14 protein-coding genes are annotated in these 24,670 nt (G+C 58.6%); 8 read left to right on the top strand and 6 right to left on the bottom strand.

Going from position 1 to position 24,670, the window contains the following annotated elements:
• Positions 1-280 precede the first annotated feature (280 nt).
• The 3 genes from BFQ03_RS10260 to BFQ03_RS10270 all read right to left on the bottom strand — a co-directional run bounded on the left by BFQ03_RS10260 (position 281) and on the right by BFQ03_RS10270 (position 6,452).
• Entirely contained in the window at positions 281-4,057 is a 3,777-nt protein-coding gene (locus BFQ03_RS10260; protein ID WP_065942999.1) for a hypothetical protein, read from the bottom strand.
• Between the two features lie 124 nt (positions 4,058-4,181).
• Positions 4,182-5,087, bottom strand: a complete 906-nt coding sequence (locus BFQ03_RS10265) for an AraC family transcriptional regulator (RefSeq protein WP_032860388.1) — start codon at positions 5,085-5,087, stop codon at positions 4,182-4,184.
• Between the two features lie 72 nt (positions 5,088-5,159).
• On the bottom strand, positions 5,160-6,452 hold the full coding sequence (locus tag BFQ03_RS10270) for a glycosyltransferase (protein ID WP_065943000.1): 1,293 nt from the start codon (positions 6,450-6,452) through the stop codon (positions 5,160-5,162).
• A 168-nt stretch (positions 6,453-6,620) separates the two neighbouring features.
• Here BFQ03_RS10270 and tpx point away from each other — a divergent pair, with 168 nt between their 5' ends.
• From tpx to BFQ03_RS10305, 7 genes are all read left to right on the top strand, one after another.
• Entirely contained in the window at positions 6,621-7,121 is a 501-nt protein-coding gene (tpx, locus tag BFQ03_RS10275) for a thiol peroxidase (RefSeq protein WP_065943001.1), read from the top strand.
• 233 nt (positions 7,122-7,354) lie between these two features.
• Positions 7,355-8,659, top strand: coding sequence for an MdtA/MuxA family multidrug efflux RND transporter periplasmic adaptor subunit (locus BFQ03_RS10280; RefSeq protein WP_065943002.1), 1,305 nt, complete (start codon positions 7,355-7,357; stop codon positions 8,657-8,659).
• Positions 8,656-11,757 carry an MdtB/MuxB family multidrug efflux RND transporter permease subunit gene (locus BFQ03_RS10285; RefSeq protein WP_065943003.1) on the top strand — a complete coding sequence of 1,034 codons (3,102 nt, stop codon included), beginning with the start codon at positions 8,656-8,658 and terminating at the stop codon, positions 11,755-11,757. The genes BFQ03_RS10280 and BFQ03_RS10285 overlap by 4 nt, the downstream gene beginning before the upstream one ends.
• Positions 11,754-14,861, top strand: a complete 3,108-nt coding sequence (locus BFQ03_RS10290; RefSeq protein WP_065943004.1) for an efflux RND transporter permease subunit — start codon at positions 11,754-11,756, stop codon at positions 14,859-14,861. Before BFQ03_RS10285 ends, BFQ03_RS10290 begins: the two co-directional genes overlap by 4 nt.
• Positions 14,858-16,405, top strand: a complete 1,548-nt coding sequence (locus BFQ03_RS10295; protein WP_083204826.1) for an efflux transporter outer membrane subunit — start codon at positions 14,858-14,860, stop codon at positions 16,403-16,405. Before BFQ03_RS10290 ends, BFQ03_RS10295 begins: the two co-directional genes overlap by 4 nt.
• 280 nt (positions 16,406-16,685) lie before the next feature.
• Positions 16,686-18,767 carry a putative bifunctional diguanylate cyclase/phosphodiesterase gene (locus BFQ03_RS10300; RefSeq protein WP_032860380.1) on the top strand — a complete coding sequence of 694 codons (2,082 nt, stop codon included), beginning with the start codon at positions 16,686-16,688 and terminating at the stop codon, positions 18,765-18,767.
• An 87-nt stretch (positions 18,768-18,854) separates the two neighbouring features.
• Positions 18,855-19,601 (top strand): SDR family oxidoreductase, encoded by a 747-nt coding sequence (locus BFQ03_RS10305; RefSeq protein ID WP_032860379.1) that lies wholly within the window; start codon positions 18,855-18,857, stop codon positions 19,599-19,601.
• A 33-nt stretch (positions 19,602-19,634) separates the two neighbouring features.
• On the opposite strand, the gene BFQ03_RS10310 is transcribed toward BFQ03_RS10305, so the two are convergent.
• From BFQ03_RS10310 to BFQ03_RS10320, 3 genes are all read right to left on the bottom strand, one after another.
• Complete coding sequence (locus tag BFQ03_RS10310; RefSeq protein ID WP_065943005.1) at positions 19,635-20,888, bottom strand: OprD family porin; 1,254 nt, start codon at positions 20,886-20,888, stop codon at positions 19,635-19,637.
• A 91-nt stretch (positions 20,889-20,979) separates the two neighbouring features.
• Entirely contained in the window at positions 20,980-22,284 is a 1,305-nt protein-coding gene (locus BFQ03_RS10315; protein ID WP_032860377.1) for a CitMHS family transporter, read from the bottom strand.
• A gap of 154 nt (positions 22,285-22,438) precedes the next feature.
• Positions 22,439-23,521 carry a 4-oxalomesaconate tautomerase gene (locus tag BFQ03_RS10320; protein WP_032860376.1) on the bottom strand — a complete coding sequence of 361 codons (1,083 nt, stop codon included), beginning with the start codon at positions 23,519-23,521 and terminating at the stop codon, positions 22,439-22,441.
• A 166-nt stretch (positions 23,522-23,687) separates the two neighbouring features.
• Between BFQ03_RS10320 and BFQ03_RS10325 the strand changes: the two genes are divergently transcribed.
• Positions 23,688-24,578 (top strand): LysR family transcriptional regulator, encoded by an 891-nt coding sequence (locus tag BFQ03_RS10325; protein WP_032860375.1) that lies wholly within the window; start codon positions 23,688-23,690, stop codon positions 24,576-24,578.
• Positions 24,579-24,670: the final 92 nt, after the last annotated feature.

A 24,670-nucleotide genomic window follows, 5' to 3' on the forward strand; every position in this document is an offset into this window, starting at 1 on the left:
TGTACAACAACACCTCCGGAATCACGAGAGCCTCCTTGTACGAGGGCGGGGTATTTCAAAAGCACTGACAGAGTGGGGGGGTTCTACCGATGTGTGTTTAACTCAGCGACCCAACGGTGGACTCAGTATCCTTATACATGCCCAATCGGGCTGGAATTTGACGAAAAACTGGTGGCATGTGTAAGGCCCTAGCATTTTCGGAGAGCGCTGGCAGCAGGGTGAATCAACACAAAAAAACAGGGGATAAGTGCATTGCACCTATCCCCTTGTTTGCTGCAACTCAACCCGGAAAGTGTCGCTGTTGGATCCAGACATCATCTATATCGTAGATCCCACCAGTCGTCGGGTTCATAACAGCTATTGAGGCTTGAAAATTCCCGCCTTTCCAATAACCCAGGTATTCATCGACATAGTTCCATGTGTTGAGGTTGGGGACGATAATGTTGCGCGTCAAATTAGCCAGGTGAATGAACATACTGGTTGGCCCACCAATACTGGCAAACTTGTTGATCCTGTATTTGAACCTGACTCGATAATACCCATAGTCTACCGGGGTATATATTTTGTAGATTCTGACACCATCCCCCGTCAGAGGGCCGTGCCGCAGGTAATAGTTGCCATCCGCCTCGCGCTGGATGCTTTTCTCTTTGGGGTACTGGCTGATCCAACCATTCATGAACCCACCGGTGAAGGGCGTTTTGTCTGAGATCAGCAGGCTCAATATGGAGTACGTAACCACTGGAAACTCAAGTGCTTTCCACTCATCGGTACTGTGATTGAGGGCCACTTTGAACTGCATCGACAGTCGAGTGCCGTTTCCAAGGTCTCTCAGGTAAGTATTGAGTACCGTCAGCAGTTGATACCCTTGGTTCAACCACGTATCACTCACCCGGGCACCTTGGGCACCGTCCAGCAGGGTTAAGTTGTGTGCCGTGCCGTCGGGTTTGTTACCGAACAAACGCAGCCATACGGGCTGGTCCCTGGCAATGAACGGCCAGGTCCCCAACCTTGCTGTTGCATCACCGATCAACTCGTCCACATTGAGTACACCGTTAGCCGCTTCATCGATACGGATTACGGTTTTGCTCAATTCGGCCAATGGGATGGCCTTCAGCGTAACGGTCAACACGACTGACGAACGGAGTTGGCCAGTGCGCAGGACCGTATATTTCACGGTAAAGGTGGTGTCACGGTTGCCAATATTGGCGGCAATCAGTGCCGCTGACAGATTGAAATTGACCGTTCCATCGGTTTCGCCAGCTTTTGGCCCAAGTTCTGCCGAGCCTGCCCCATCGGCGCCTCTCACTTCCAGGGTGATGATGTCGCTGGCGTACATTGGGCTGTAGGACACTTCTACCGTCGCACCGGACTGTACACTCAGCGCTGTTAACGTTACAGCAGTGCCGGAACCCGTTGCCTGCACCACCTTGGGCACCGGAAATTCCGCTGGAATCGCCTGCACGGTGTACCTGCGCTCCGGGAACCACAGGGCATTGGCTTCATCGGCCGTTTGGTCAAACGTTACGCCAAGGCGCATGAGCAATTGCGAGCCATCCTTGAGTTGGCGCAGCTCGCTCACCGGCGCCTGTGGCCGGATACCGATCTGTTCACCGTTGTACGTCACCAGGTCGCCGTTGTAGAGCGCAAAAAAGAATGGGGCGTCATTGGCATAGGTGCCATGCAGTTCAAACCACATCCGTTGATTGCGATTGATAAAGCTCCAGCGATCGACCATGGCGCGTTCAGTACCGATCAATGTGCTGACGTCCAGTACGCTGCTGGTATGGCCTTCGAGGTAGGGCAGGGGGAGTACCGGTGGTAACACATACAGGCTCAGTACCGGCGATGGTGTCTGATGGGTACCCAGCAATACAAAGTACTGCACATTGATATAGCGCCCATATTCATTGAGATTGGCACCAATGACCTCTGGCGGAACCTCGAAGTGCACGGTTCTGGAGGTGTTGCCATCCTTCGTTTCGCAATAGGTACCGACCTCGGGAATACCGGTCCAGCAAGCGCGGATACGATGGCTGGGGAGCATTTGCGGGTAGGCGACAGCGATGGTTGCGCCACGCAGTACCGCCTCGGGTGGCAGTTGGTCGGGGTAACGCTGGGCTTGCAGCACCTCTGGTCGCAGCAGGTCCAGGGCTTGCCCCACGGTGACGATCAATACCTCTGAGTAAAGTGTATCGCCGCCGCTTGCGGGTACTAATGAATAGCTGAGGCGAATTTCCCGATTCAAACTGGCATAGATCAACGTGTCTTCCAGAATGAACAGGATTAGCCTGCCTGCCGTCCCCGTATTGATCAGTATCTCGCCACTGGCGCTACCGCTGCTGGTCGCGCCTAGTAAGGTCCACTTGAATATGTCGCCTGGGACCGTGCGCGTGTACGGCAGGGTCACCTGGAGCTGACCCCCTTTTATGCGATCCGGGTCCAGGTTGTTGAATTCGTCGACATATTGCATCTGCGGCGCTGGCAGCTCGGCGTATCGTGGGCCGAAGGTCACTATCAGCTCGTCGGATTTGCGTATTGCCTGAGTGCCGGGAACCATGGGCCGCATCATGCCGTTGTCAACGAGGTAGTACACCCGGACCGGGCCAAGGCCAAAGAAGCGAGCGAAAATCGCCTGGAGCACAATGCGAAAGCGCTCCGGTGGTGGTTCGGCACCTGCTAATAGTGTTTCTCCATAGGAAACCAGACCGCCCCCTGACCGTATGGCCTCCATGCGCAGCGTCACATTGTAGTTACGGTCGTAAGGGGTGTAGCGCGGGAAAAAGGCTCTGATGTAGTCGTGTTCAGGGTCGATGTTGCCACCTTCGTCTTGCTCGATGCGCATGGCGGGCATGGCGCTCTTCGTACCGGAGACTCCAATGGTCAGGGGGTTGGAGATGGCAAGGAACACACCCGTGGAGGTTGTCAGCGTGTATTCGAAATCCATATGGCCATTGATCACTGCCTCAAGGTCTTTACGATCGACGTCGACCAAGGTCGACAGACCAATTCGGGCCTTAACCGGTGGCAATGTCTTTTCAAAGGGCATGCCATTAACTGCCCACTTCAATTTCATGACGATCAAGGCACCGCTAGGTGTCGCTGTTCCATTTGGAAGCGTTTTGGGAACAACCATTTCTAAGTTGAAAATCAAGTCTGCATGGAAATCAAGATTGACTGTGTAGACGATATCCCCGTCCACCACGAAGTGTGGTGCTTCGAGCTTGCTAGGGTCCAGCGTGGTCTTGAGCGTGAGGGCCTGTGACCACTGCTGCTCTGGCCCGGAAAAGTTGAACACTGTGTCATAGAGTCGAAAACGAATGGTTGCCGTGTTGTTGAGCTTCTGCAGGATGGTTGACTCAGGAACCAACACGGTGATCGGCTTGATGCCGATGACATGCTCGTGATCAATCGTCAGCGTTATGAGATAGCCGTTCCAATACACCTCGACCGTGTCGCCTTCGGTTATGTTGGGGTAGCTGTCGATTGTCAACTCCACCCCATGCTTTGCACGCTCGCGGTCGAGCACGCCGTTCTCCAGGTCTGGAGGCAGATGGATTATCAACTCGGTGTGATAGGGCAACCCTGGATCCCGACTGACCCCTCCTGGACGTGTGTACTTGATAAACCAGGTTTGTTTGGGAGAGCGACTGATCGTGTTGCTGCCTGATCGAATTACCTCGCAAAAACACGGATAGACAAAGCCCACCGGCGTATTGGGAGGGCCGCCGGGGTTGGGATTCGCAGTGATTACCAACTGTACTTGCGCCTTGTCCAGGTCCTCGTTCCTGACCTCACCCGCCGCAATGGCAAAGCGATCATTGCCCATGTACAGCTTGTAGCTATCACCTACGCTGAACTGGAGCCAGCGTAGGATGTTTACAATCAGAAAAGGCGTGGTTTCCTGGAGACCCAGGCCGAAAGCAGCTCCCGGTAGCGGGCGCACAGGGTCATTGACGAAAGGGGGCTCCAGCTCGTCATCATCAGTCGGTCGAGAAGTTCCATTGTCATGAGGTACACGGAGCAAAGAGGTCGAGATGGATGACACAGGCTTCTTCATAGCGGGAGATCCTTGTGCAGGGAAAACTGGACAAGGGAATCACACACCCACGGAGGTGCTGCGGGTAACTGTCAACATTGACAGTGGCGACGAGTGGTCGTGAATTAGCCGTCCCTGGGGACGCTCAGGCCAGGTTCTGCTCCGTCAAGCGCTGCACCGCCAGGCGTCGGTAGTGGGACGGCGTCATGCCCTTGAGCTGCTGGAACCGGCGGTTGAAATTGGAAATGTTGTTGAAGCCTGACTCAAAGCACACATCGGTCACGGCCTTATCGCCATCGGCCAGCAACTCGCAGGACTTGCTGATGCGCAGCCGATTGACGAACTCGACGAAGGTGCGCCCGGTGGCTTGCTTGAACACCCGAGAGAAGTAGGTCGGCTTCATCCCCAGATAGTGCGCGACTTCCTCCAAGGACAAATCGCGGGCGTAGTGGGCAAAAATATAGTCCACCGCACGGTTGGTGCGGTCGATGCTGTGCTCATCGGCCAGTTGCGCCGTGGTCACACCTGATAACAACTGGTAGTCCTCACAGGTACTGAGTGCCTCCAGCAAGATAAAAAAGTGCCCCAGCCGCGTCATGCCCTGGGCGTCCTCGATACGCTGCATCAGGGTCATGGCCTGGGCGATGGTTTTTTTACAGCGAAACTCGATGCCGTACTGTGCTCGCTCCAGCAGCGGTGCCAGGCTCTTGAGTTCAGTGAAGATCTGGCTGCCGCCCTCCAGCAATTCATCGGTGAAATTCACCAGCATGTCGCGCTTTGGCACCACTTCGTCTTCCTCCACCTGGCTGATCCAGTTGTGGGGCAGGTTGGGGCCGGTGAGGAACAGGCTTTGCGGGTAGAAGTTGCCGATATAGTCGCCGATAAACACCTTGCCGGAACTGGCAACAATCAGGTGCAGCTCGTACTCCTTGTGAAAGTGCCAGCGCACCAGAGGGCAGGGGAAGCCGTGCTGGCGATAGATGATGGACAGGCCGTTGTGGTCGTCCATCAACTCGTAGGAAGGGTCAGTGATTCGCGCGGCTCGGGTCATGCTGACGTCGCTTTTATTGTGGTTGCACAGCCGATAATGCCCCGTTGCGTGCCACCTCGCCAGCATGGGTGTTTAAAGCACGCGGTTTTTCGCCTCGATCCATTGCGCCATGTATTGGGTACTTTTGTGCAAATGGTGGCGCAACATGCTGCCGGTAAAGTTGTTGCGCCGGTGCTGTGCCAATTCGTCACGACAGTGTTGCAAACGCTCGACCAGTGCAGGCCCATGGATATGTGTGGTGTAGCGCTGGGCAAGCAGCTCCCGGCCACGTTGCTGGGCCATGGTCCAGGCTTGCGGGTCTTCGTACAACGCGACGGCGGCTGCGGCCAGGGCCGTCGCGCTGTGGGCGATTGCCCCAGGCCAGGGCTGCTCGTCGCCCATGCCTTCGGCGCCGATGGGCGTGGTGACACTGGGCGTGCCACAGAGCATGCCATCCGCTAGCTTGCCCTTGATTCCTGCGCCAAAGCGCAGGGGCGCCAGGCAGATGCGCGCTGCCGACATCACCTGCAGGGCATCCTCGGCCCAGTTCATCACATGAAAGCCTTGCGCCGGATTGTGCAGCGCCGTGGCCTTGGGTGGTGTGTAAGCGCCATAGACATGCAGTTGAGCACCGGGCAGGCGCTGGCGAATCAACGGCCAGACACTGTTTTTCATCCACAGCACGGCATCCCAGTTGGGCGCGTGACGGAAGTTGCCGATGCTCAGGAAATGCGCACGGTCGTCGTAGGGTGTAAACGCTTCGGCAGGCGGGTCGACCATCAGCGGGCACCAATGGAGCAGGGCGGCAGGCACCTTGAAGTGTTCGGTGAGCAGTTGGATTTCGACGTCGGAAATCATCAGGCTGATATCACAGCGGTAGATCGCCGCAATTTCGCGCTTGGCCAGGTCAGTGTCGGCCATCAACTGGAATTCTTCTTCCAGGGCCGGAGCGAACAAGGGGCTGAAGTCATCTGCCTGTGGCGAGTGTTTCAGGAAATCCTTCAGGCGTTGGTGGCGGGCATCGCGCAGGCTCTGCAAATCGGAGGTTTCCAGCACACGCAAGGCATCGGGGCAGTGTTTTTCTACTCGCCAGCCGAATTGCTCTTCCATCATGAATCGGTCGAACAGCACGATATCCGGGGCCAGTTCGTGGATAAATTCATCGAAACTGCTGTTATTGAGCTCGATAGTGCATTCGCGAATGCCGAGTGCCGCGAGGTCGGCCTTATGTTCGCCAATGGCCGCCGGGCTGCTGAAGGTAATTTCCCAACCTTGCGTAAGAAAACTCTCCAGGATCTGCATCATATGCCCGCCCGCAGCCGAGGAGCGCGGCTCCGGCCAGACATAACCAATGACCAGAACGTGGGTGGCAGGCTGATTCTTCAACGGTGGATTCCTTCAAGGGCAGGGCAAAAGCGCGGTAATTAAACCACAGCACCTCGGTCCTGATGCCGACATGAGTTTTTCTCGCGGCCCATAGGTGTCAATCGCACTTTGTGGTTAACTTCGGCCTCTCGAATTTGTTTCATCTAACCCAGCATAAGGATTCCGTTCATGGCTCAAGTCACTCTCAAAGGCAACCCGGTCCAGGTTGAAGGCGAGTTGCCGCAAACCGGTACTCAGGCTCCAGACTTTTCCCTGACCGCCGGCAATCTGTCGGATGTCACCCTGGCCGACTTTGCAGGCAAGCGCAAAGTACTGAACATCTTCCCAAGCATCGACACTCCAACCTGCGCCACCTCGGTACGCAAGTTCAACGCCCAGGCCAATGAACTGAACAACACGGTGGTGCTGTGCATCTCCACTGACCTGCCGTTCGCCCAAGCACGTTTCTGCGGCGCCGAAGGTCTGGAAAACGTACAGAGCCTGTCGGACTTCCGCAGTGCTGCATTCGCTGTGGACTACGGCGTAGCCGTTGCCGACGGTCTGCTCAAAGGCCTGACCGCACGCGCCGTGGTGGTACTGGACGAAAACAACAACGTGCTGCACAGCGAGTTGGTTGGCGAGATCGCTGAAGAGCCAAACTACGAAGCGGCCCTGGCCGTACTGAAGTAATTGTTCCTGCGCGTTACTGTCGCTTTGCAGTAACCCGTATGATGCATGCTTGCGGCCTGGCCTAGTCCAGGCCGTTTTTATTTGTGCTTCAGCGGTTTAGCCCAAATTGCTGATGTTTTAAGTCGAAAAGTAAATGTTTGTAAGCCTGAAGGTAAATAGCCGGTAAAGGCGCTTCTCTAAACGCGCTCCAGTGCTTATCTTTCAGCCTCCCAAAGAAGAAGCCCTCGCATCCAATGGTTGATCAATCCATGCAATCGTCTCCCCGCAATTCCCGCCGCTGGCTGTTTGGCTTGCTTGTCCTGTTGGTGGTCGCCGGCCTGTGCTGGAAGTTCTGGCCTGCTGGCACCGCCCAGAAAGACGCCCCGGCAGCCAGGACCAGCAAGACGGGGATGATGCGTCCAGGCTTCGGAGGTTCGGGCGCTGCGGTGCCGGTACGTGTCGCGCCAGCAGTGACGGGGGATTTCCCGCTGTACTACAAGGCGCTGGGTACCGTGACCGCATTGAACACCATCAACGTGCGCAGCCGGGTCGGGGGAGAACTGGTCAAGATTGCCTTTGAAGAGGGCCAGATGGTCAAGGCTGGCGACCTGTTGGCGCAAATCGACCCGCGCAGCTATCAGAACGCATTGCTTCAGGCCCAGGGCACGCTGCTGCAAAACCAGGCCCAGTTGAAAAACGCCCAGGTCGACCTTGAGCGTTATCGCGGCCTGTATGAGCAGGACAGTATCGCCAAGCAGACCCTGGACACCGCCGCTGCGCTGGTCCTGCAATACCAGGGCACGGTCAAGACCAACCAGGGCGCGGTGGATGACGCCAAGCTCAACCTTGAATTCACCCAGATCCGCGCGCCGATCTCCGGCCGTGTCGGCCTGCGCCAACTGGACGTCGGCAACCTGGTAGCGGCCAACGACACCACCGCCCTGGCAATCATCACCCAGACCCAGCCGATCAGCGTGGCGTTCACCCTGCCGGAGAACACCCTGCAAACCGTATTGGCCCGCTATCGCACCGGCAACAAGCTGCCAGTGCAGGCCTGGGATCGTGGCGATGTGCAACTGCAAGCCACCGGCGTGTTGCAGAGCCTGGACAACCAGATTGACGTCGCCACCGGCACCTTGAAATTCAAGGCGCGCTTCGATAACCAGGACCAGGTGTTGTTCCCCAATCAATTCGTCAACGTGCGCCTGCTGGCAGACACTCTGAAAAACGTGGTGCTGGTCCCCTCGGCCGCGATCCAGTTCGGCACCAATGGCACCTTTGTCTATGCCCTGGACGGTGACAAGAAGGTCAAGATCCGCACGCTGGTCATTGGTGATACCGATGGCCAGAACACCGTGATCAAGGACGGCCTGGCCGCTGGCGACCGCGTGGTGTTGGAAGGCACTGACCGCCTGAAGGACGGCACCGACGTAGAAGTGGTCAATGACAGCAACCAGGTGCCAACCACACCAACCGAACATTTGCAGGGCAAACCCGCAGCACAAGGCGAAAGCAGCCCGGCGGCGGATGCTGGCAAGGCGCAAAAGGCCGGCGCATGAACCTGTCACGGCTGTTCATCCTCAGGCCCGTCGCCACCACCCTGAGCATGCTGGCCATTGTCCTGGCCGGCCTGATTGCCTATCGCCTGATGCCGGTGTCGGCCTTGCCCCAGGTGGATTACCCGACCATCCGTGTCATGACCCTGTACCCCGGCGCGAGCCCGGACGTGATGACCAGCGCGGTGACCGCGCCCCTGGAACGCCAGTTCGGGCAAATGCCCGGTCTCACGCAGATGGCCTCCACCAGTTCCGGTGGCGCCTCGGTGCTGACCCTGCGCTTCAACCTCGACGTCAATATGGACGTCGCCGAGCAGCAAGTGCAGGCAGCGATCAACGCGGCCAGCAACCTGTTGCCGTCGGACTTGCCCGCACCGCCGGTGTACAACAAGGTCAACCCGGCCGACACGCCGGTGCTGACCCTGGCCATCACGTCTAAAACGATGCTGCTGCCCAAGCTCAATGACCTGGTCGATACGCGCATGGCGCAGAAAATCGCGCAGATCAGCGGCGTCGGCATGGTCAGCATTGCCGGTGGCCAACGCCAGGCGGTGCGGATCAAGGTCAACCCCGAGGCCTTGGCGGCCAATGGCTTGAACCTGGCGGACGTGCGCAGCCTGATCGCCGCCTCCAACGTCAACCAGCCCAAGGGTAACTTTGACGGCCCGACCCGAGTCTCGATGCTCGACGCCAACGACCAGTTGGTGTCACCTGAGCAGTACGCCGAACTGATCCTGGCTTATAGCAACGGTGCACCGCTGCGCTTGAAAGACGTCGCGCAAATCGTCGATGGCGCCGAGAACGAACGCCTTGCCGCCTGGGCCAATGAAAACCAGGCTGTGTTGCTCAATATCCAGCGCCAGCCTGGAGCCAACGTGATCGAGGTGGTGGATCGCATCAAGGCGCTGCTGCCGAGCATCACCGACAACCTGCCGGCGGGCCTGGACGTGACAGTCCTTACCGACCGCACCCAGACCATCCGCGCCTCGGTCACCGATGTGCAGCATGAATTGCTGATTGCCATTGCCCTGGTGGTGATGGTGACGTTCCTGTTCCTGCGCCGCTTCAGCGCCACCATCATCCCGTCGATTGCCGTGCCGCTGTCCTTGATCGGCACCTTTGGCGTGATGTACCTGGCCGGGTTCTCCATCAACAACCTGACCCTGATGGCCCTGACCATCGCCACCGGTTTTGTGGTGGACGATGCAATCGTGATGCTGGAGAACATCTCCCGCTATATCGAGGAAGGGGAGACCCCAATGGCCGCCGCGCTCAAGGGCGCCAAGCAGATTGGCTTTACCCTGATTTCCCTGACCTTGTCGCTGATCGCGGTATTGATCCCGTTGCTGTTTATGGCTGATGTGGTCGGGCGGCTGTTCCGCGAATTTGCCATCACCCTGGCGGTAGCCATCCTCATCTCCTTGGTGGTGTCCCTGACCCTGACGCCGATGATGTGCGCACGCCTGCTCAAGCGCGAACCGAAGGAAGAGGAACAGGGCCGCTTCTACAAAGCCAGCGGCGCCTGGATCGACTGGCTGGTGGCCGCCTACGGGCGCAAGTTGCAGTGGGTGCTCAAGCACCAGCCGCTGACCCTGCTGGTGGCCGTCGCCACCCTGGGCCTGACCGTGGTGTTGTATATGGTGGTACCCAAGGGCTTCTTCCCGGTGCAGGACACCGGGGTGATCCAGGGTATTTCCGAAGCCCCGCAGTCGATTTCCTTTGCTGCCATGAGCCAGCGCCAGCAAGAACTGGCGAAGATCATCCTTGAAGATCCAGCGGTAGACAGCCTGTCGTCCTATATTGGTGTGGATGGTGATAACGCCACGCTCAACAGTGGTCGCCTGCTGATCAACCTCAAGCCCCACAAGGAGCGGGACCTGAGTGCCGTCGAGGTGATCGCCCGCCTGCAACCGGCATTGGACAAATTGGTGGGGATCCGCCTGTTCATGCAGCCGGTGCAGGACTTGACCATCGAAGACCGCGTCAGTCGCACCCAATATCAATTCAGTATGTCGTCCCCGGATGCCGATCTATTGGCGCTGTGGAGCGGCAAACTGGTCCAGGCCCTGAGTCAGTTGCCTGAACTCACCGACGTGGCCAGCGACCTGCAGGACAAGGGTTTACAGGTCTACATGGTGATCGACCGCGACGCGGCCTCGCGCCTGGGCGTCTCGGTCGCCAATATCACCGACGCCTTGTACGACGCCTTCGGCCAGCGGCAGATTTCCACGATCTACACCCAGGCCAGCCAGTATCGCGTGGTGTTGCAGGCCCAGTCCGGCGAAAGCCTGGGGCCTGATGCGCTGAACCAGATCCATGTGAAAACCACCGATGGCGGCCAGGTTCGCCTGTCGAGCCTGGCCCGTGTCGAGCAGCGCCAGGCCCAACTGGCGATTACCCATATCGGCCAGTTCCCGGCGGTGATGATGTCGTTCAACCTGGCGCCCGGCGTGGCCCTGGGCAAAGGTGTGGAACTGATCAACCAGGTGCAGAAGGACATCGGCATGCCGGTCGGCGTGCAGACTCAGTTCCAGGGGGCAGCCCAGGCGTTCGAAGCCTCGCTGTCGAGCACTTTGTTGCTGATCCTGGCGGCGGTGGTGACCATGTACATCGTGCTCGGCGTGCTGTACGAGAGCTATATCCACCCGATCACCATCCTCTCGACCCTGCCATCGGCTGCGGTGGGGGCCTTGCTGGCGTTGCTGCTCAGTGGCAATGACCTGGGAATGATCGCGATCATCGGCATCATTCTGCTGATCGGCATCGTCAAGAAGAACGCGATCATGATGATCGACTTCGCCCTCGACGCCGAACGCAACCAGGGCCTGGACCCGCAGACCGCGATCTACCAGGCGGCGCTGCTGCGCTTCCGGCCGATCCTGATGACCACCCTGGCAGCCTTGTTCGGTGCGGTACCGTTGATGCTCGCCACTGGTTCCGGTGCCGAGTTGCGCCAACCCCTGGGCCTGGTGATGGTCGGTGGTTTGCTGTTGAGCCAGATCCTCACGCTGTTCACCACCCCGGTGATCTACCTGTACTTTGATCGCCTTGGCCGTCGCTGGCGCAAGACCCCCGAAGCGCTGGAGCCGGTTGAGCCATGAACCTGTCCGGACCTTTCATTCGCCGGCCGGTAGCCACCATGCTGCTGAGCCTGGCGATCATGTTGCTGGGCGGCGTCAGTTTCAATTTGCTGCCGGTCTCGCCGTTGCCGCAGATCGACTTCCCGGTGATCGTGGTGTCTGCCAGCTTGCCCGGTGCCAGCCCGGAAGTGATGGCCTCCACCGTGGCCACGCCGCTTGAGCGTTCCTTCGGCGCGATTGCCGGGGTTACCACCCTGAGCAGTTCCTCCAGCCAGGGCTCGACCCGGGTGATCCTGGCGTTCGACTCCGACCGCGATATCAACGGCGCGGCGCGGGAAGTGCAGGCGGCGATCAACGCCTCGCGCAACCTGTTGCCCAGCGGTATGCGCAGCATGCCCACCTACAAGAAGATCAACCCGTCCCAGGCGCCGATCATGGTGCTGTCGCTGACCTCGGATGTGTTGCCCAAGGGCCAGCTCTACGACCTGGCCTCGACCATCCTCTCGCAAAGCCTGTCCCAGGTGCCGGGCGTGGGCGAAGTGCAGATCGGCGGCAGTTCCCTGCCGGCGGTGCGCATCGAACTGGAACCCAAGGCCCTGGACCAGTACGGCGTATCCCTGGACGAAGTGCGCGACACCATTGCCAATGCCAACGTGCGCCGGCCCAAGGGCTCGGTGGAAGATGGTCTGCGCAATTGGCAGATCCAGGCCAATGACCAGTTGGAAAAGGCCAAGGACTACGAGCCGTTGCTGATCCGCTACCAGGACGGCGCTGCCTTGCGCTTGAGTGACGTGGCCAAGATCAGCGACGGTGTCGAGGACCGCTACAACAGCGGGTTCTTCAACAACGACTCAGCCGTGTTGCTGGTGATCAACCGCCAGTCCGGTGCCAACATCATCGAGACCGTCAAGCAGATCAAGGCCCAGTTGCCGGCGCTGCAGGCGGTGCTGCCGTCCAGCGTCAAGCTCAACCTCGCCATGGACCGCTCGCCGGTGATCACCGCCACCTTGCACGAAGCAGAAATGACCCTGCTGATTGCCGTGGCCCTGGTGATCCTGGTGGTGTACCTGTTCCTCGGCAACTTCCGCGCCTCGCTGATCCCGACCCTGGCGGTGCCGGTGTCACTGGTGGGCACCTTTGCGATCATGTACCTCTATGGCTTTTCCCTGAACAACCTGTCGCTGATGGCCCTGATCCTCGCCACCGGCCTGGTGGTGGACGACGCCATCGTGGTGCTGGAGAACATTTCCCGGCACATCGACGACGGTATCGCGCCGATGAAGGCCGCGTACCTGGGCGCCAAGGAGGTCGGCTTCACGCTGCTGTCGATGAACGTGTCGCTGGTGGCGGTGTTCCTGTCGATCCTGTTCATGGGCGGGATTGTCACCAGTCTGTTCCGTGAGTTTTCCATCACCCTGGCGGCGGCGATCATCGTTTCGCTGGTGGTTTCGCTGACTCTGACCCCGATGCTCTGCGCCCGCTGGCTCAAGCCCCATGTCAAAGGGCAGGAGACCGGTTTGCAGCGCTGGAGCCAGAAGGTCAACGATAAGATGGTGGCCGGTTACGCCCGCAGCCTGGACTGGGTCCTGCGGCACAAGCGCCTGACGCTGCTCAGTCTGTTCGTGACCATTGGTGTGAATATCGCACTGTATGTGGTGGTGCCAAAAACCTTTATGCCGCAGCAGGACACCGGGCAACTGATCGGTTTTGTACGCGGGGATGACGGCCTGTCATTCAGTGTCATGCAGCCAAAGATGGAAATCTTCCGCAAGGCCGTGCTGCAAGACCCAGCAGTGGAAAGCGTGGCCGGCTTTATCGGTGGCAGCAACGGCACCAACAACGCAGTGATGCTGGTGCGCCTCAAGCCGATCAAGGAGCGCAAGCTGTCAGCCCAGGCGGTGATCGAGCGCCTGCGCAAAAACGTGCCGCCGGTGCCGGGTGGCCGCTTGATGTTGATGGCCGACCAGGACCTGCAGTTTGGCGGTGGCCGCGACCAGACGTCGTCGCAATACTCCTACATTCTGCAAAGTGGCGACCTGGCCGCCTTGCGCCTGTGGTACCCGAAAGTGGTCGCCGCCTTGCGTGAACTGCCGGAACTGACCGCCATCGACGCTCGCGAAGGCCGTGGCGCACAACAGGTGACGCTGATTGTCGACCGTGATCAGGCCAAGCGCCTGGGCGTGGATATGAACATGGTCACCTCGGTGCTGAACAACGCCTATAGCCAGCGGCAGATTTCCACGATCTACGACAGCCTCAACCAGTACCGGGTGGTGATGGAGGTCAATCCGAAGTACGCCCAGGACCCGATCACCCTCAATCAGGTACAGGTGATTACCGCCGATGGCGCACGGATCCCGCTGTCGACCATCGCCCACTACGAAAACAGCCTGGCCGACGACCGCGTCAGCCACGAAGGGCAATTCGCCTCAGAAGACATTGCCTTCGACATGGCACCCGGGGTCACGGTGGAGCAGGGCACAGCCGCCATCGAGCGGGCGATTGCCAAGGTCGGCTTGCCGGAGGATGTGATTGCGAAGATGGCCGGTACCGCCGATGCCTTCGCCGCCACCCAGAAAAGCCAACCGTTCATGATCCTCGGCGCGCTGGTGGCGGTGTACCTGGTGCTGGGGATTCTCTATGAGAGCTATATCCACCCACTGACCATTCTCTCGACCTTGCCGTCGGCCGGGGTTGGCGCGCTGTTGTCGATCTACGTGCTGGGCGCCGAATTCAGCCTGATCTCGCTGCTGGGCCTGTTCCTGTTGATCGGCGTGGTGAAGAAAAACGCGATCCTGATGATCGACCTGGCGCTGCAACTGGAACGCAAGGATGGCATGGACCCCCTGGAGTCTATCCGCAGCGCGTGCCTGTTGCGCTTGCGGCCGATCCTGATGACTACCCTGGCAGCGATCCTCGGCGCCTTGCCCCTGCTGCTGAGCACCGCAGAAGGTGCGGAAATGCGCCAGCCCCTGGGCCTGACGATTATCGGCGGCCTGGTGTTCAGCCAGATCCTGACCCTTTACACCACCCCGGTGGTTTACCTCTATCTCGACCGCCTGCGCCACCGTTTCAACGGCTGGCGCGGGGTGCGTACCGACGCCGCCCTGGATACTCCGCTATGACCGCAACGCACCTCCCTGTAGGCGCTGGCTTGCCAGCGAAAAACGCCAACCATAACGCACTATGTCTGAATGTACGCGGTGCCCTTGAGACCATCGCGAGCAAGCTCGCTCCTACAGGACGGCTGTCAATATTGGTGTTTTGCGGCGTGCTACTCAGCGCCTGCGCCATAGGCCCCGATTATCAGCGCCCGCAAGTGGCTGAGCCGGCGCAGTACAAAGAGGCCCAGGGCTGGCGCCAGGCGGCGCCCAGCGATGCCCTGGCCCGTGGCGCCTGGTGGGAGCTGTATGGCGACCCGCAACTCAACAGCCTGGTGGACAAGCTCAACAACGCCAACCAGACCGTGGCCCAGGCCGAGGCCCGCTACCGCCAGGCCCAGGCCACCGCGCGTAGCTCCCGGGGCGCATTCTTCCCGACGATCGACCTGAGCGCCGGGAAAACCCGCGCCAGCCAGGGCACCGGCAGCAGCAATGCGAGCTTGAGCAGCTCCAGCAGCGGTATCCGCGACACCCTCAATACGCAGTTGGGTGTGAGCTGGGAGGCGGATATCTGGGGCAAGTTGCGTCGTGGCCTGGAGGCCAGCAACGCCAGTGAGCAAGCCAGCGCCGCCGACCTTGCCGCCATGCGCCTGAGCCAGCAGTCGGAGTTGGTGCAGAACTACCTGCAACTGCGGGTCATGGACGAACAGACGCGCTTGTTGCAAGCCACCGTGGAGACCTACCAGCGCTCGCTGCAAATGACTGAAAACCAGTACCGCGCGGGGGTCTCCGGCAAAGACGCAGTGGCCCAGGCCCAAACCCAGCTTAAAAGCACCCAAGCCAGCATGATCGACCTGGTCTGGCAGCGGGCACAGCTGGAAAACGCCATCGCGGTGCTGATCGGGGAGGCTCCGGCCACGTTCAACCTGGCGGTGAGCCAGGACATTCCCGCACTGCCGCAGATTCCCGCCAACCTGCCATCGCAACTGCTGGAGCGCCGCCCGGACATCGCCTCGGCAGAACGTGCAGTGATCGCCGCCAACGCCAATATCGGCGTGGCGAAAACCGCCTACTACCCGGACCTGACCCTGAGCCTGGCCGGTGGTTACTCCAGCAGCACTTACGCCGACTGGATCAGCCTGCCGAACCGTTTCTGGTCGGTGGGGCCCAAACTGGCGATGACCTTGTTCGACGGCGGGCAGCGTTCGGCACAAGTCGATCGCGCCGAAGCGTCTTACGATGAAACCGTGGCCAAGTACCGCCAGACCGTACTCGACGGTTTCCGCGAGGTGGAAAACTACATGGTCCAGCTCAAAGTCCTGGAGGATGAGGCAGGCGTGAGCAACGAAGCGCTGCAATCAGCCCGTGAATCCTTGCGCCTGACCCAGAACCAGTACAAGGCGGGTCTGATCGCCTACCTGGATGTGGTCAATGTGCAGGCCACGGCACTGAGCAACGAGCGCACCGTACTGACCCTGCTGCAAACCCGACTGGTCGCCAGCGTGCAACTGATCGCCGCGCTGGGCGGCGGATGGGACGGCCAGATGCAGGCAGACGCAAAACCCTGATTGTGAATCTCCCGCATCTCCCCTGTAGGAGCGAGCTTGCTCGCGAAGAACGCAACAACAACGCGCTTACTCTGGTAGCACGCGTTATCGTTGATGTTTCTTGCGAGCAAGCTCGCTCCTACAGGGCGCAGCTCCGCGCTTTGATGTGGATAGGGAAGGGCGAATAGCCAGTAATGGCCTTGTGATAATATTTCAACTACTCAAGAATTATTCTCGCTACAATCCCGGACTTTTCCCCTGCGGCACGGACGCCGTTCGCACCGCCAGCCATGAGAAACCCATGCTTACCGGCACCTATTCCCCCGCACTGGTCCTCATTTCCCTGTTTGTGGCAATCCTTGCGTCCTATACCGCCCTGGACCTGACCGGCCGCATCGCCACGGCCAAGGGCCGGGCGGTGTACCTGTGGATGGCCGGCGGGGCGTTGGCCATGGGGATTGGCGTGTGGTCGATGCACTTTATCGGGATGTTGGCCTTCCGCCTGCCGATTGCGCTGGGCTACGACATCGGCATTACGGCGTTGTCGCTGGTGATCGCGATTTTTTCCTGCGGGTTCGCCCTGTGGTTGGTCAACCAATCGCGCCTGCCTATCTGGCAACTGGGTTTTGGTGCCCTGATCATGGGCGCAGGCATCAGTAGCATGCACTACACCGGCATGGCCGCCATGCGCATGACGCCGGGCATCGACTACGACCCTACGCTGTTTGGCGCCTCATTGCTGATTGCGGTAGGGGCTTCGGCCGCCGCGTTATGGATCGCCTTCAATCTACGGCGCAATACCCCTTACGTGCGCCTGGCACGGGGCGGCGCAGCGGTAGTGATGGGTATCGCTATCGTCGGCATGCATTACACCGGCATGGCTGCCGCGCGTTTTGCCGATGGCAGTTTTTGCGGGGCATCGGTGGATGGCCTGAGCGGCAGCGGCCTGGCCAACCTGGTGCTGGTGACCACCCTGGCGGTACTGGCCATCGCTCTGTTGACTTCATTGCTCGACGCCCGGCTGGAAGCGCGCACCGCTGTGCTGGCCGACTCGCTGACCCTGGCCAACCAGGAACTCACCCACCTGGCCTTGCACGACACGCTCACCGGCCTGCCAAACCGTACCTTGCTGGCGGACCGGATCCAGCAGGCCACCCAATTGGTCGAAGAGCAGGGCGGCTGTTTTGCTCTGATGTTTATTGATCTGGACGGCTTCAAGCCGGTCAACGATGCCTTTGGCCATCATCTGGGCGACCAGTTGTTGCGTGAGGTGGGTCTGCGCCTGCGTGAAGACCTGCGCAGCCAGGACACCCTGGCCCGGATCGGCGGCGATGAGTTCGTACTGCTGGTGCAATTGTCCCAGCCCGACGATGCCCTGCGCCTGGCCGAGCGTCAGGTCGGGTTGATCAACAAGTCATTCCGAGTAGCGGAGCATGACCTGAACATTTCCGCCAGCGTCGGCATCGCGATGTTCCCCGGTAACGGCGAAACACCCCAGGAACTGCTGATGAATGCCGATGCGGCGATGTATCACGCCAAGGGCATGGGCAAGAACGGCTACAGCTTTTTCGATGTGTCGATGAACACCAACGCGCGCAAGCAACTGCAACTGTTGCAAGACCTGCGCAATGCGGTGGAGCAACAGCAATTTCGCCTGTATTACCAGCCTAAGTTCGACGCGATCAGCGGCCGCGCCATCGGCGCTGAGGCCCTGTTGCGCTGGGAGCATCCACAACATGGCCTGTTGCTGCCGGACAAGTTTATCGAGTTGGCAGAAAAGACCGGGCTGATCATCGCCATTGGCGATTGGGTGCTCAACGAAGCATGCCGCCAAATGCAAGTGTGGTTTGCCCAGGGTTATCGTGACTGGCGCATTGCGGTCAACCTGTCAGCCCTGCAGTTCTGCCATGCCGGGTTGGTCGCCAGCGTCGCCAACGCCCTGCAACGCCACCAGTTGCCCGCTAATAGCCTGACCTTGGAAATCACCGAAACCACGGCCATGAGCGACGCCGATGCCAGCATGACGGTGTTGCAAAAACTCTCGGAAATGGGCGTTGACCTGTCCATCGACGACTTTGGCACGGGCTATTCCAGCCTGATGTACCTCAAGCGCTTGCCGGCCAACGAGCTGAAAATCGACCGCGGCTTTGTCCGCGATCTCGAACATGACAGCGACGATGCCGCCATCGTCTCGGCCATTGTCGCCCTGGGCCAGGCCCTCGGCCTGCGCATTGTGGCCGAAGGGGTCGAGACCGATGTACAGCAGAACTTCCTCACGCGCCTGGGCTGCGACTCGCTGCAAGGCTACCACCTGGGCCACCCGTTGCCGCCGGATACATTCATGAACGCCATCATGGCTAAGGAAAAGCCTCCTGCCCCCTGAGATCAATTGACCCCAGTCCATGCAAAACCTGGCAGGCACAGGTATTCTTGGATCCAACATCTCAGGTTGAATCGGGAGTCAGTACACATGGACAAAGTCGTCATCATCACCGGTGGCAGTCGTGGCATCGGGGCCGCCACGGCCTTGTTGGCGGCCCGTCAGGGCTATCGCATCTGTATCAACTTCCAATCCGACGAAGAAGCCGCGTTGCGTGTGCTGGAGCAGGTCCGCGCACTGGGCGCCCAGGCCATTGCGGTGCGCGCCGATGTGAGCATCGAAGATGAAGTGATCAGCCTGTTCCACCGGGTCGACACCGAATTGGGCCGCGTCACCGCACTGGTCAACAATGCCGGGACCGTCGGGCATAAGTCGCGGGTCGATGAGATGTCCGAGTTCCGCATCCTGAAAATCCTCAAGACCAATGTGCTGGGCCCGATCCTGTGCGCCAAGCATGCGCTGCTGCGCATGTCGCCCCGGCATGGCGGGCAGGGCGGCAGTATCGTCAATGTCTCGTCGGTGGCCTCACGCCTGGGTTCGCCGGGCGAGTACGTGGACTATGCGGCGTCCAAGGGCGCACTGGACAGTTTCACCATCGGGTTGTCCAAGGAAGTGGCGGGCGAGGGGATTCGGGTCAATGCAGTGCGCCCTGGTTATATCTTCACCGACTTTCATGCCCTGAGCGGCGACCCGGACCGGGTCAGCAAGCTCGAATCGGGCATTCCCATGGCCCGTGGCGGGCGCCCGGATGAAGTGGCTGAAGCGATCGTCTGGCTGCTCTCGGACAAGGCGTCCTATGCCACCGGGACATTTGTTGACCTGGGCGGTGGCCGATAACCTACAGCTGTTGCTCAGACTGCGGGGTGCGACTCACCAGAGCGCGATGTCGTAGGTCAAGTAGAGGCGGTTGCTATCGCGACCCCGGGCGTAATCAGCGCGGTAAACGTAGTTGCGCAACCGCACGCCCAGACCTTTAAAGGTGCCTTGTGGTACGACATAAGCCAGTTCGGCATCACGCTCCCACTCTTTAACCGTGGTGTTGGACTTGCCGTCGTTGCCGCTCAGATAGCGCATGGAGAGCGTGAGGCCAGGCACGCCGAGGGCAGAAAAATTGTAGCCGTAGTTGAGCATCCAGGTTTTTTCATCCTCTTCGATAAACTTACCGATACCCGCGTTGCTAAACGAGTAGACCGTTGCACCGCTGATGTAGGGCAACCCGGCATCGCCACTCAAGGCCTGGTATCCACCACCAAACGTATGGCCAGAGATGGTGTAGGAGAGTTGCCCACTCAGCATGTTGTTGTCGATCTTGCCGCCGTAGGCAGACCCACTATCGATGCTGTTGAAATAACGTAAATCGCTGGTCAATACGCCGTTACCTAACGTTAAGTCGTGCTGGATACCCGCGAAGTTTTGCTGGTAAAAATTTCCCAGCTCACCGTAGTAGTAACTCAAGCGAACGTTTTTCCCCAGTTTGTACTCCGCACCGGCATAACTGAAGTCTGCGGATTTATCACCGGTATAACCGTCAGGCACGATCGGCACGCTGTCAGTAGAATCGCGCAGTTTGAATCGATCTAAATAGCCCCCTGTCAGCGTAAGGCTTTCGATATCGATACTGCTGAATTGAGCACCTTGATAGGTTTGCGGCAACAGGCGCGCATCGTTATAGATCAGCACTGCAGTCTTGGGTAGCAAGGTGCCATATTTGACCGTGGTCTTGGCCAGTCGAGCCTTTGCAGTCACACCTAGACTTGCAAAGGCCTCAGCTGCACGGCCGTCATCATGGACGGGCAGCAAGCCAGTGCCGCTGCGACCACGTCCGGAGTCAAGTCTGAACCCGAGCAACCCCAGTGCATCAACACCAAACCCGAGGGTGCCTTGGGTAAACCCCGACTGATAATCCAGCAAAAATCCCTGGGCCCATTCGGTTCGCTCGCTCTTCGCCGTCCTCGCGGACTTGGCACTTAAACCATGTTTATCGCGAAAGTTCTCATTGAAGTAAACGTTACGTAATTGCAACTTCAGTTTGCTGTCATTGATAAAACTATCTGCGTTGACGCTGGCCAACGGTAATAGGCCCAGAAGAGAAAGTATCGCTCGGCGGGTATAAAAAGTGCTCATGGCAAACGACTCATTGTTGTTATTTGAGGTGCAGGGTATTGCGCTCCCCGCTGGCGAGGGGCGTTAGAAAAAAAGAAGCAGCCTGGGTGAGTTAGGTGAAGAGACTTATCGCCCCGGTCAGCAGCGCGAGCGCGGTAACGACCAGGGATGTGAGCAGCGCCCATTTGAACGTGGCTTTCTGGAAGTCGCCGATATCTCGATCGACCATACCGACCAATAACAGGGTTGAGGCTACCAGCGGACTCATCAGGTGTACCGGTTGACCGAGAATCGAAGCACGGGCGATCTCTAGCGGATCAATGCCATAGGCGGCCGCGGCATTCGCCAGGATAGGTACTACGCCGAAGTAATAGGCATCGTTTGAAAGGACAAACGTCAGGGGCATGCTGGTAATCGCCACCACGAGAGGGAACAGGTGCCCCCAAGACGGCGGAATCCAGTCAACCAGGGTTTGCGCGAGAGAGTCGACCATCTTCGTGCCGGAAAAAATCCCGGCAAAAATACCCGCTGCAAAGACCAGAAGTACCACGGTCATGGCGTTGCCCGAGTGAGCCAGAATACGTTCCTTCTGAATATCCAGCTGCGGATAGTTGATCATTAGCGCCAATACAAACCCGATGAGGAACAGGATCGCGGAGTGCATAAGCCCCATCACAAGCGCGACCATCACCACGATGACCAGCAGCAGGTTGACATAGGCCAGCTTTGGGCGTTTGTGCGGGGTGTCTTCGAGTATCGCTTTTATGTAGCAGTTGCCACCGCCACTCTCCAGCTGGATATTACCGATCCGCTTGCGTTCGCCTCGACCCAGCAGAAACGCGGTGAAGACTACCCATGTTGCCCCCCCAATCATGGTAGGTAGCAGGGGAACAAAGTATTCACCGGCATCCAGGCCTAGCGCGGCGATAGCACGAGTCGCCGGGCCACCCCAGGGAGTCATTCCACTCATGATGCTCAATGACAGCATGGCGATGGTCGCCAGGATCATGGGATTCATGCCGATGCGTTTGTAAAGGGGGAGCATCGCCGCACAGGTAATCATGTAAGTAGTCGTGCCATCACCGTCCAGGGCTACCACCAATGAGAGCAACGCGGTACCGACAGCGATCTTTATCGGGTCTCCATTGACTCGCTTGAGGATCTTGCGAATCAGCGGGTCGAACAGCCCGGCGTCGATCATCAGGCCGAAAAATAGAATGGCGAACAGCAAAAGTGCTGCTGAAGGCGCGACCATTTTCAAGCCATCTAGCATCATTTTGCCAGTAGTACCACTAAAGCCGCCAATGACAGCAAAGATGATTGGCACCACTGTCAACGCGACAATTGGCGAAAGCCGTTTAGTCATTATCAGGAAGGTGAACACCACCACCATGGCCAAGCCAAGCAATGCGAGCATAGGTTGATTCTCTTGTTATTGTGAGTTGCGTGGCCGACGCGCAGGCGTACAACCGCGAACCCGCCAGGCGGCACGATAGACATTGCCCAGCGGGAACATTCAGTGAATATTGAAGCGGTTTCAGGTCAGCCTTGACCGGCATGACCAAGGGGCGTTATCCGGCAAGTCGCTGGGAGCCCGTGGCGTAGACATAACCGGAAAACAACCTACGTGATGTTCGCACTACTGAAGCGCGAATGGTCTCAGCATGCGCACCTGTGTAGGACAACACAACGTCTATTGCGCCACTCGGATGTTCAATTCGCACTTGGTTCAACCGTGGCTCGCTCGCTTCGCCGAGCAACTGTGCGACCACACTACCTTGGGTGACGCACGCTGTGGCCAAGCCAATTGAACCTGTGATAGCCAAGGCGCGATGGCAGCTGTGCGGCATGAAATAGCGCACCGAAATCGTGCCACCAACCCTCGCCGGCGACACCAATACAGGCTTGGGAATCACTTTGTCACTGACGTCACCCAGGCCCATTGCTCGGCCCGCTTGCAGTCTCAGGGACTCTAAACGGTGCAGAAACGCTTTATCGGCATCCAGTTCTGCTGGGGTCTCATCACCGCGTTTACCCAATTGGCCAGCCTCAACGATCATCATGGGCATCGCCATATCGATGCAAGTCAACGCAATGCCGTCGATCAGATCCTGCGTTTGCCCCGTTGGGAAAAGTTTACCGGTCTTGCAACCTGCGGCATCGAGGAAGGTGAGTTGCACGGCAGCGGCAGTACCAGGCACTCCATCTATAGCCGTGTCGCCTTCATAGCTGACCTTCCCGCCTGGGGTCTGTACCTCTGCATTTACAAACGTTCCCGTATTGATGTTGCGAATACGCACGCGAGTTTGGTCCTGGGAGGCTTTAACCAAGCCCTGCTCGATGGCAAATGGGCCAACGGCGCATAGCATATTGCCGCAATTGGGCGCTGTGTCTACGCGGCGCTGGGAGACCATGACCTGTACGAACAGATAGTCGACATCCGCGTCGGGGTGCAGTGACGGGCTGACGATCGCAACCTTGCTGGTTTGTGGGCTGCCACCACCGATACCGTCAATTTCCAACTCATGGCCAGAGCCCATGAGATTGAGCAGCAGCTCATCGCGCTCTTCGATCGCAACGGGTAGATCCCATGCGAGAAATACTGGGCCCTTGGAAGTACCACCGCGCATAAGCACACAGGGAATTCGTTGCATAGACACTGACTCTTTTTAATCAATCGGGGTAATTGATGTCTTGTGAGCAAGAGTCTCAAGGTTTTAAAATTGTATCCAATGCAAATATCAGCCTGATTATTGCGTATGGCAAATGAGTTATCTAGGATGACTACGCTTCATCGTGTCCTTCTGGAGAGATAAAAAAATGCATTATGAGCTGAATGACATCCGATCTTTCGTGAAAATCGCTGAACTTGGAAGCTTTCACGAAGCTGCTGATGCATTGAACCTATCCCAGCCAGCACTAAGCCGCAGGATGAAAAAACTTGAGGAGGGGCTGGGAACGTCACTGCTTGATCGCACGACAAGGAGAGTCAGCCTGACTAGCGTCGGGCGAGACTTCCTGCCCAAGGCACGGCGCTTACTGGATGACTTCGACGATTCAATACTTAACATCCGGGAGCTGGCAGAGCGCCAGAGCGGCCGGGTTACCCTTGCGTGCATTCCAACTGCCGCCTTCTACTTTCTCCCTTCGGTGATCCGCCTCTATAACGAGCGCTATCCACAAATCCGCATCCGCTTGCTGGACCTTAGCGCTAACGAAGGACTGGAAGCTGTACTTCGCGGCGAAGCCGATTTTGGCATCAATATGATGAGTGGCCAGCACCCCGACATAGAGTTCGTGCCACTGGTCAACGAGCCTTTTGTGTTGGCTTGTCGACGTGATCATGAACTGGCCGAGCGCAGCTCGGTAACCTGGTCAGAACTCAGCAATTATCGTCTTATCGGCGTCGGTCGCCTAAGCGGCAACCGGATGTTGCTCGACCATGCCTTGTCAGGCTTGAGCTGGCGTCCGCAGTGGTTCTATGAGGTCCAACACCTGTCGACGTCGTTGGGTTTGGTAGAAGCCGGGCTAGGCGTGTCTGCAATGCCCAGCCTGGCAATGCCTGCCGTGGATCATCCGACATTGGTGAGCGTTCCTTTGATAGAGCCCATTGTGAATCGATCCTTGGGGCTGGTTTACCGACGAGGCGCCTCTCTGTCCCCCGCAGCAGAAAAGTTTGTCTCAATACTGCTCGAACAGTGGGAAAAGTGACCTCCCGCCGCTCAGCACCGCCGTCTCGTCAAGCCGGGACCCAGAACGCAAGGCGGACACCATCAGAGCATCAGAAACTGTGCAGCACCGAG

Origin of the sequence: Pseudomonas sp. 25 R 14, assembly GCF_900004755.1 — a bacterium.
Lineage (GTDB): Bacteria > Pseudomonadota > Gammaproteobacteria > Pseudomonadales > Pseudomonadaceae > Aquipseudomonas > Aquipseudomonas brenneri.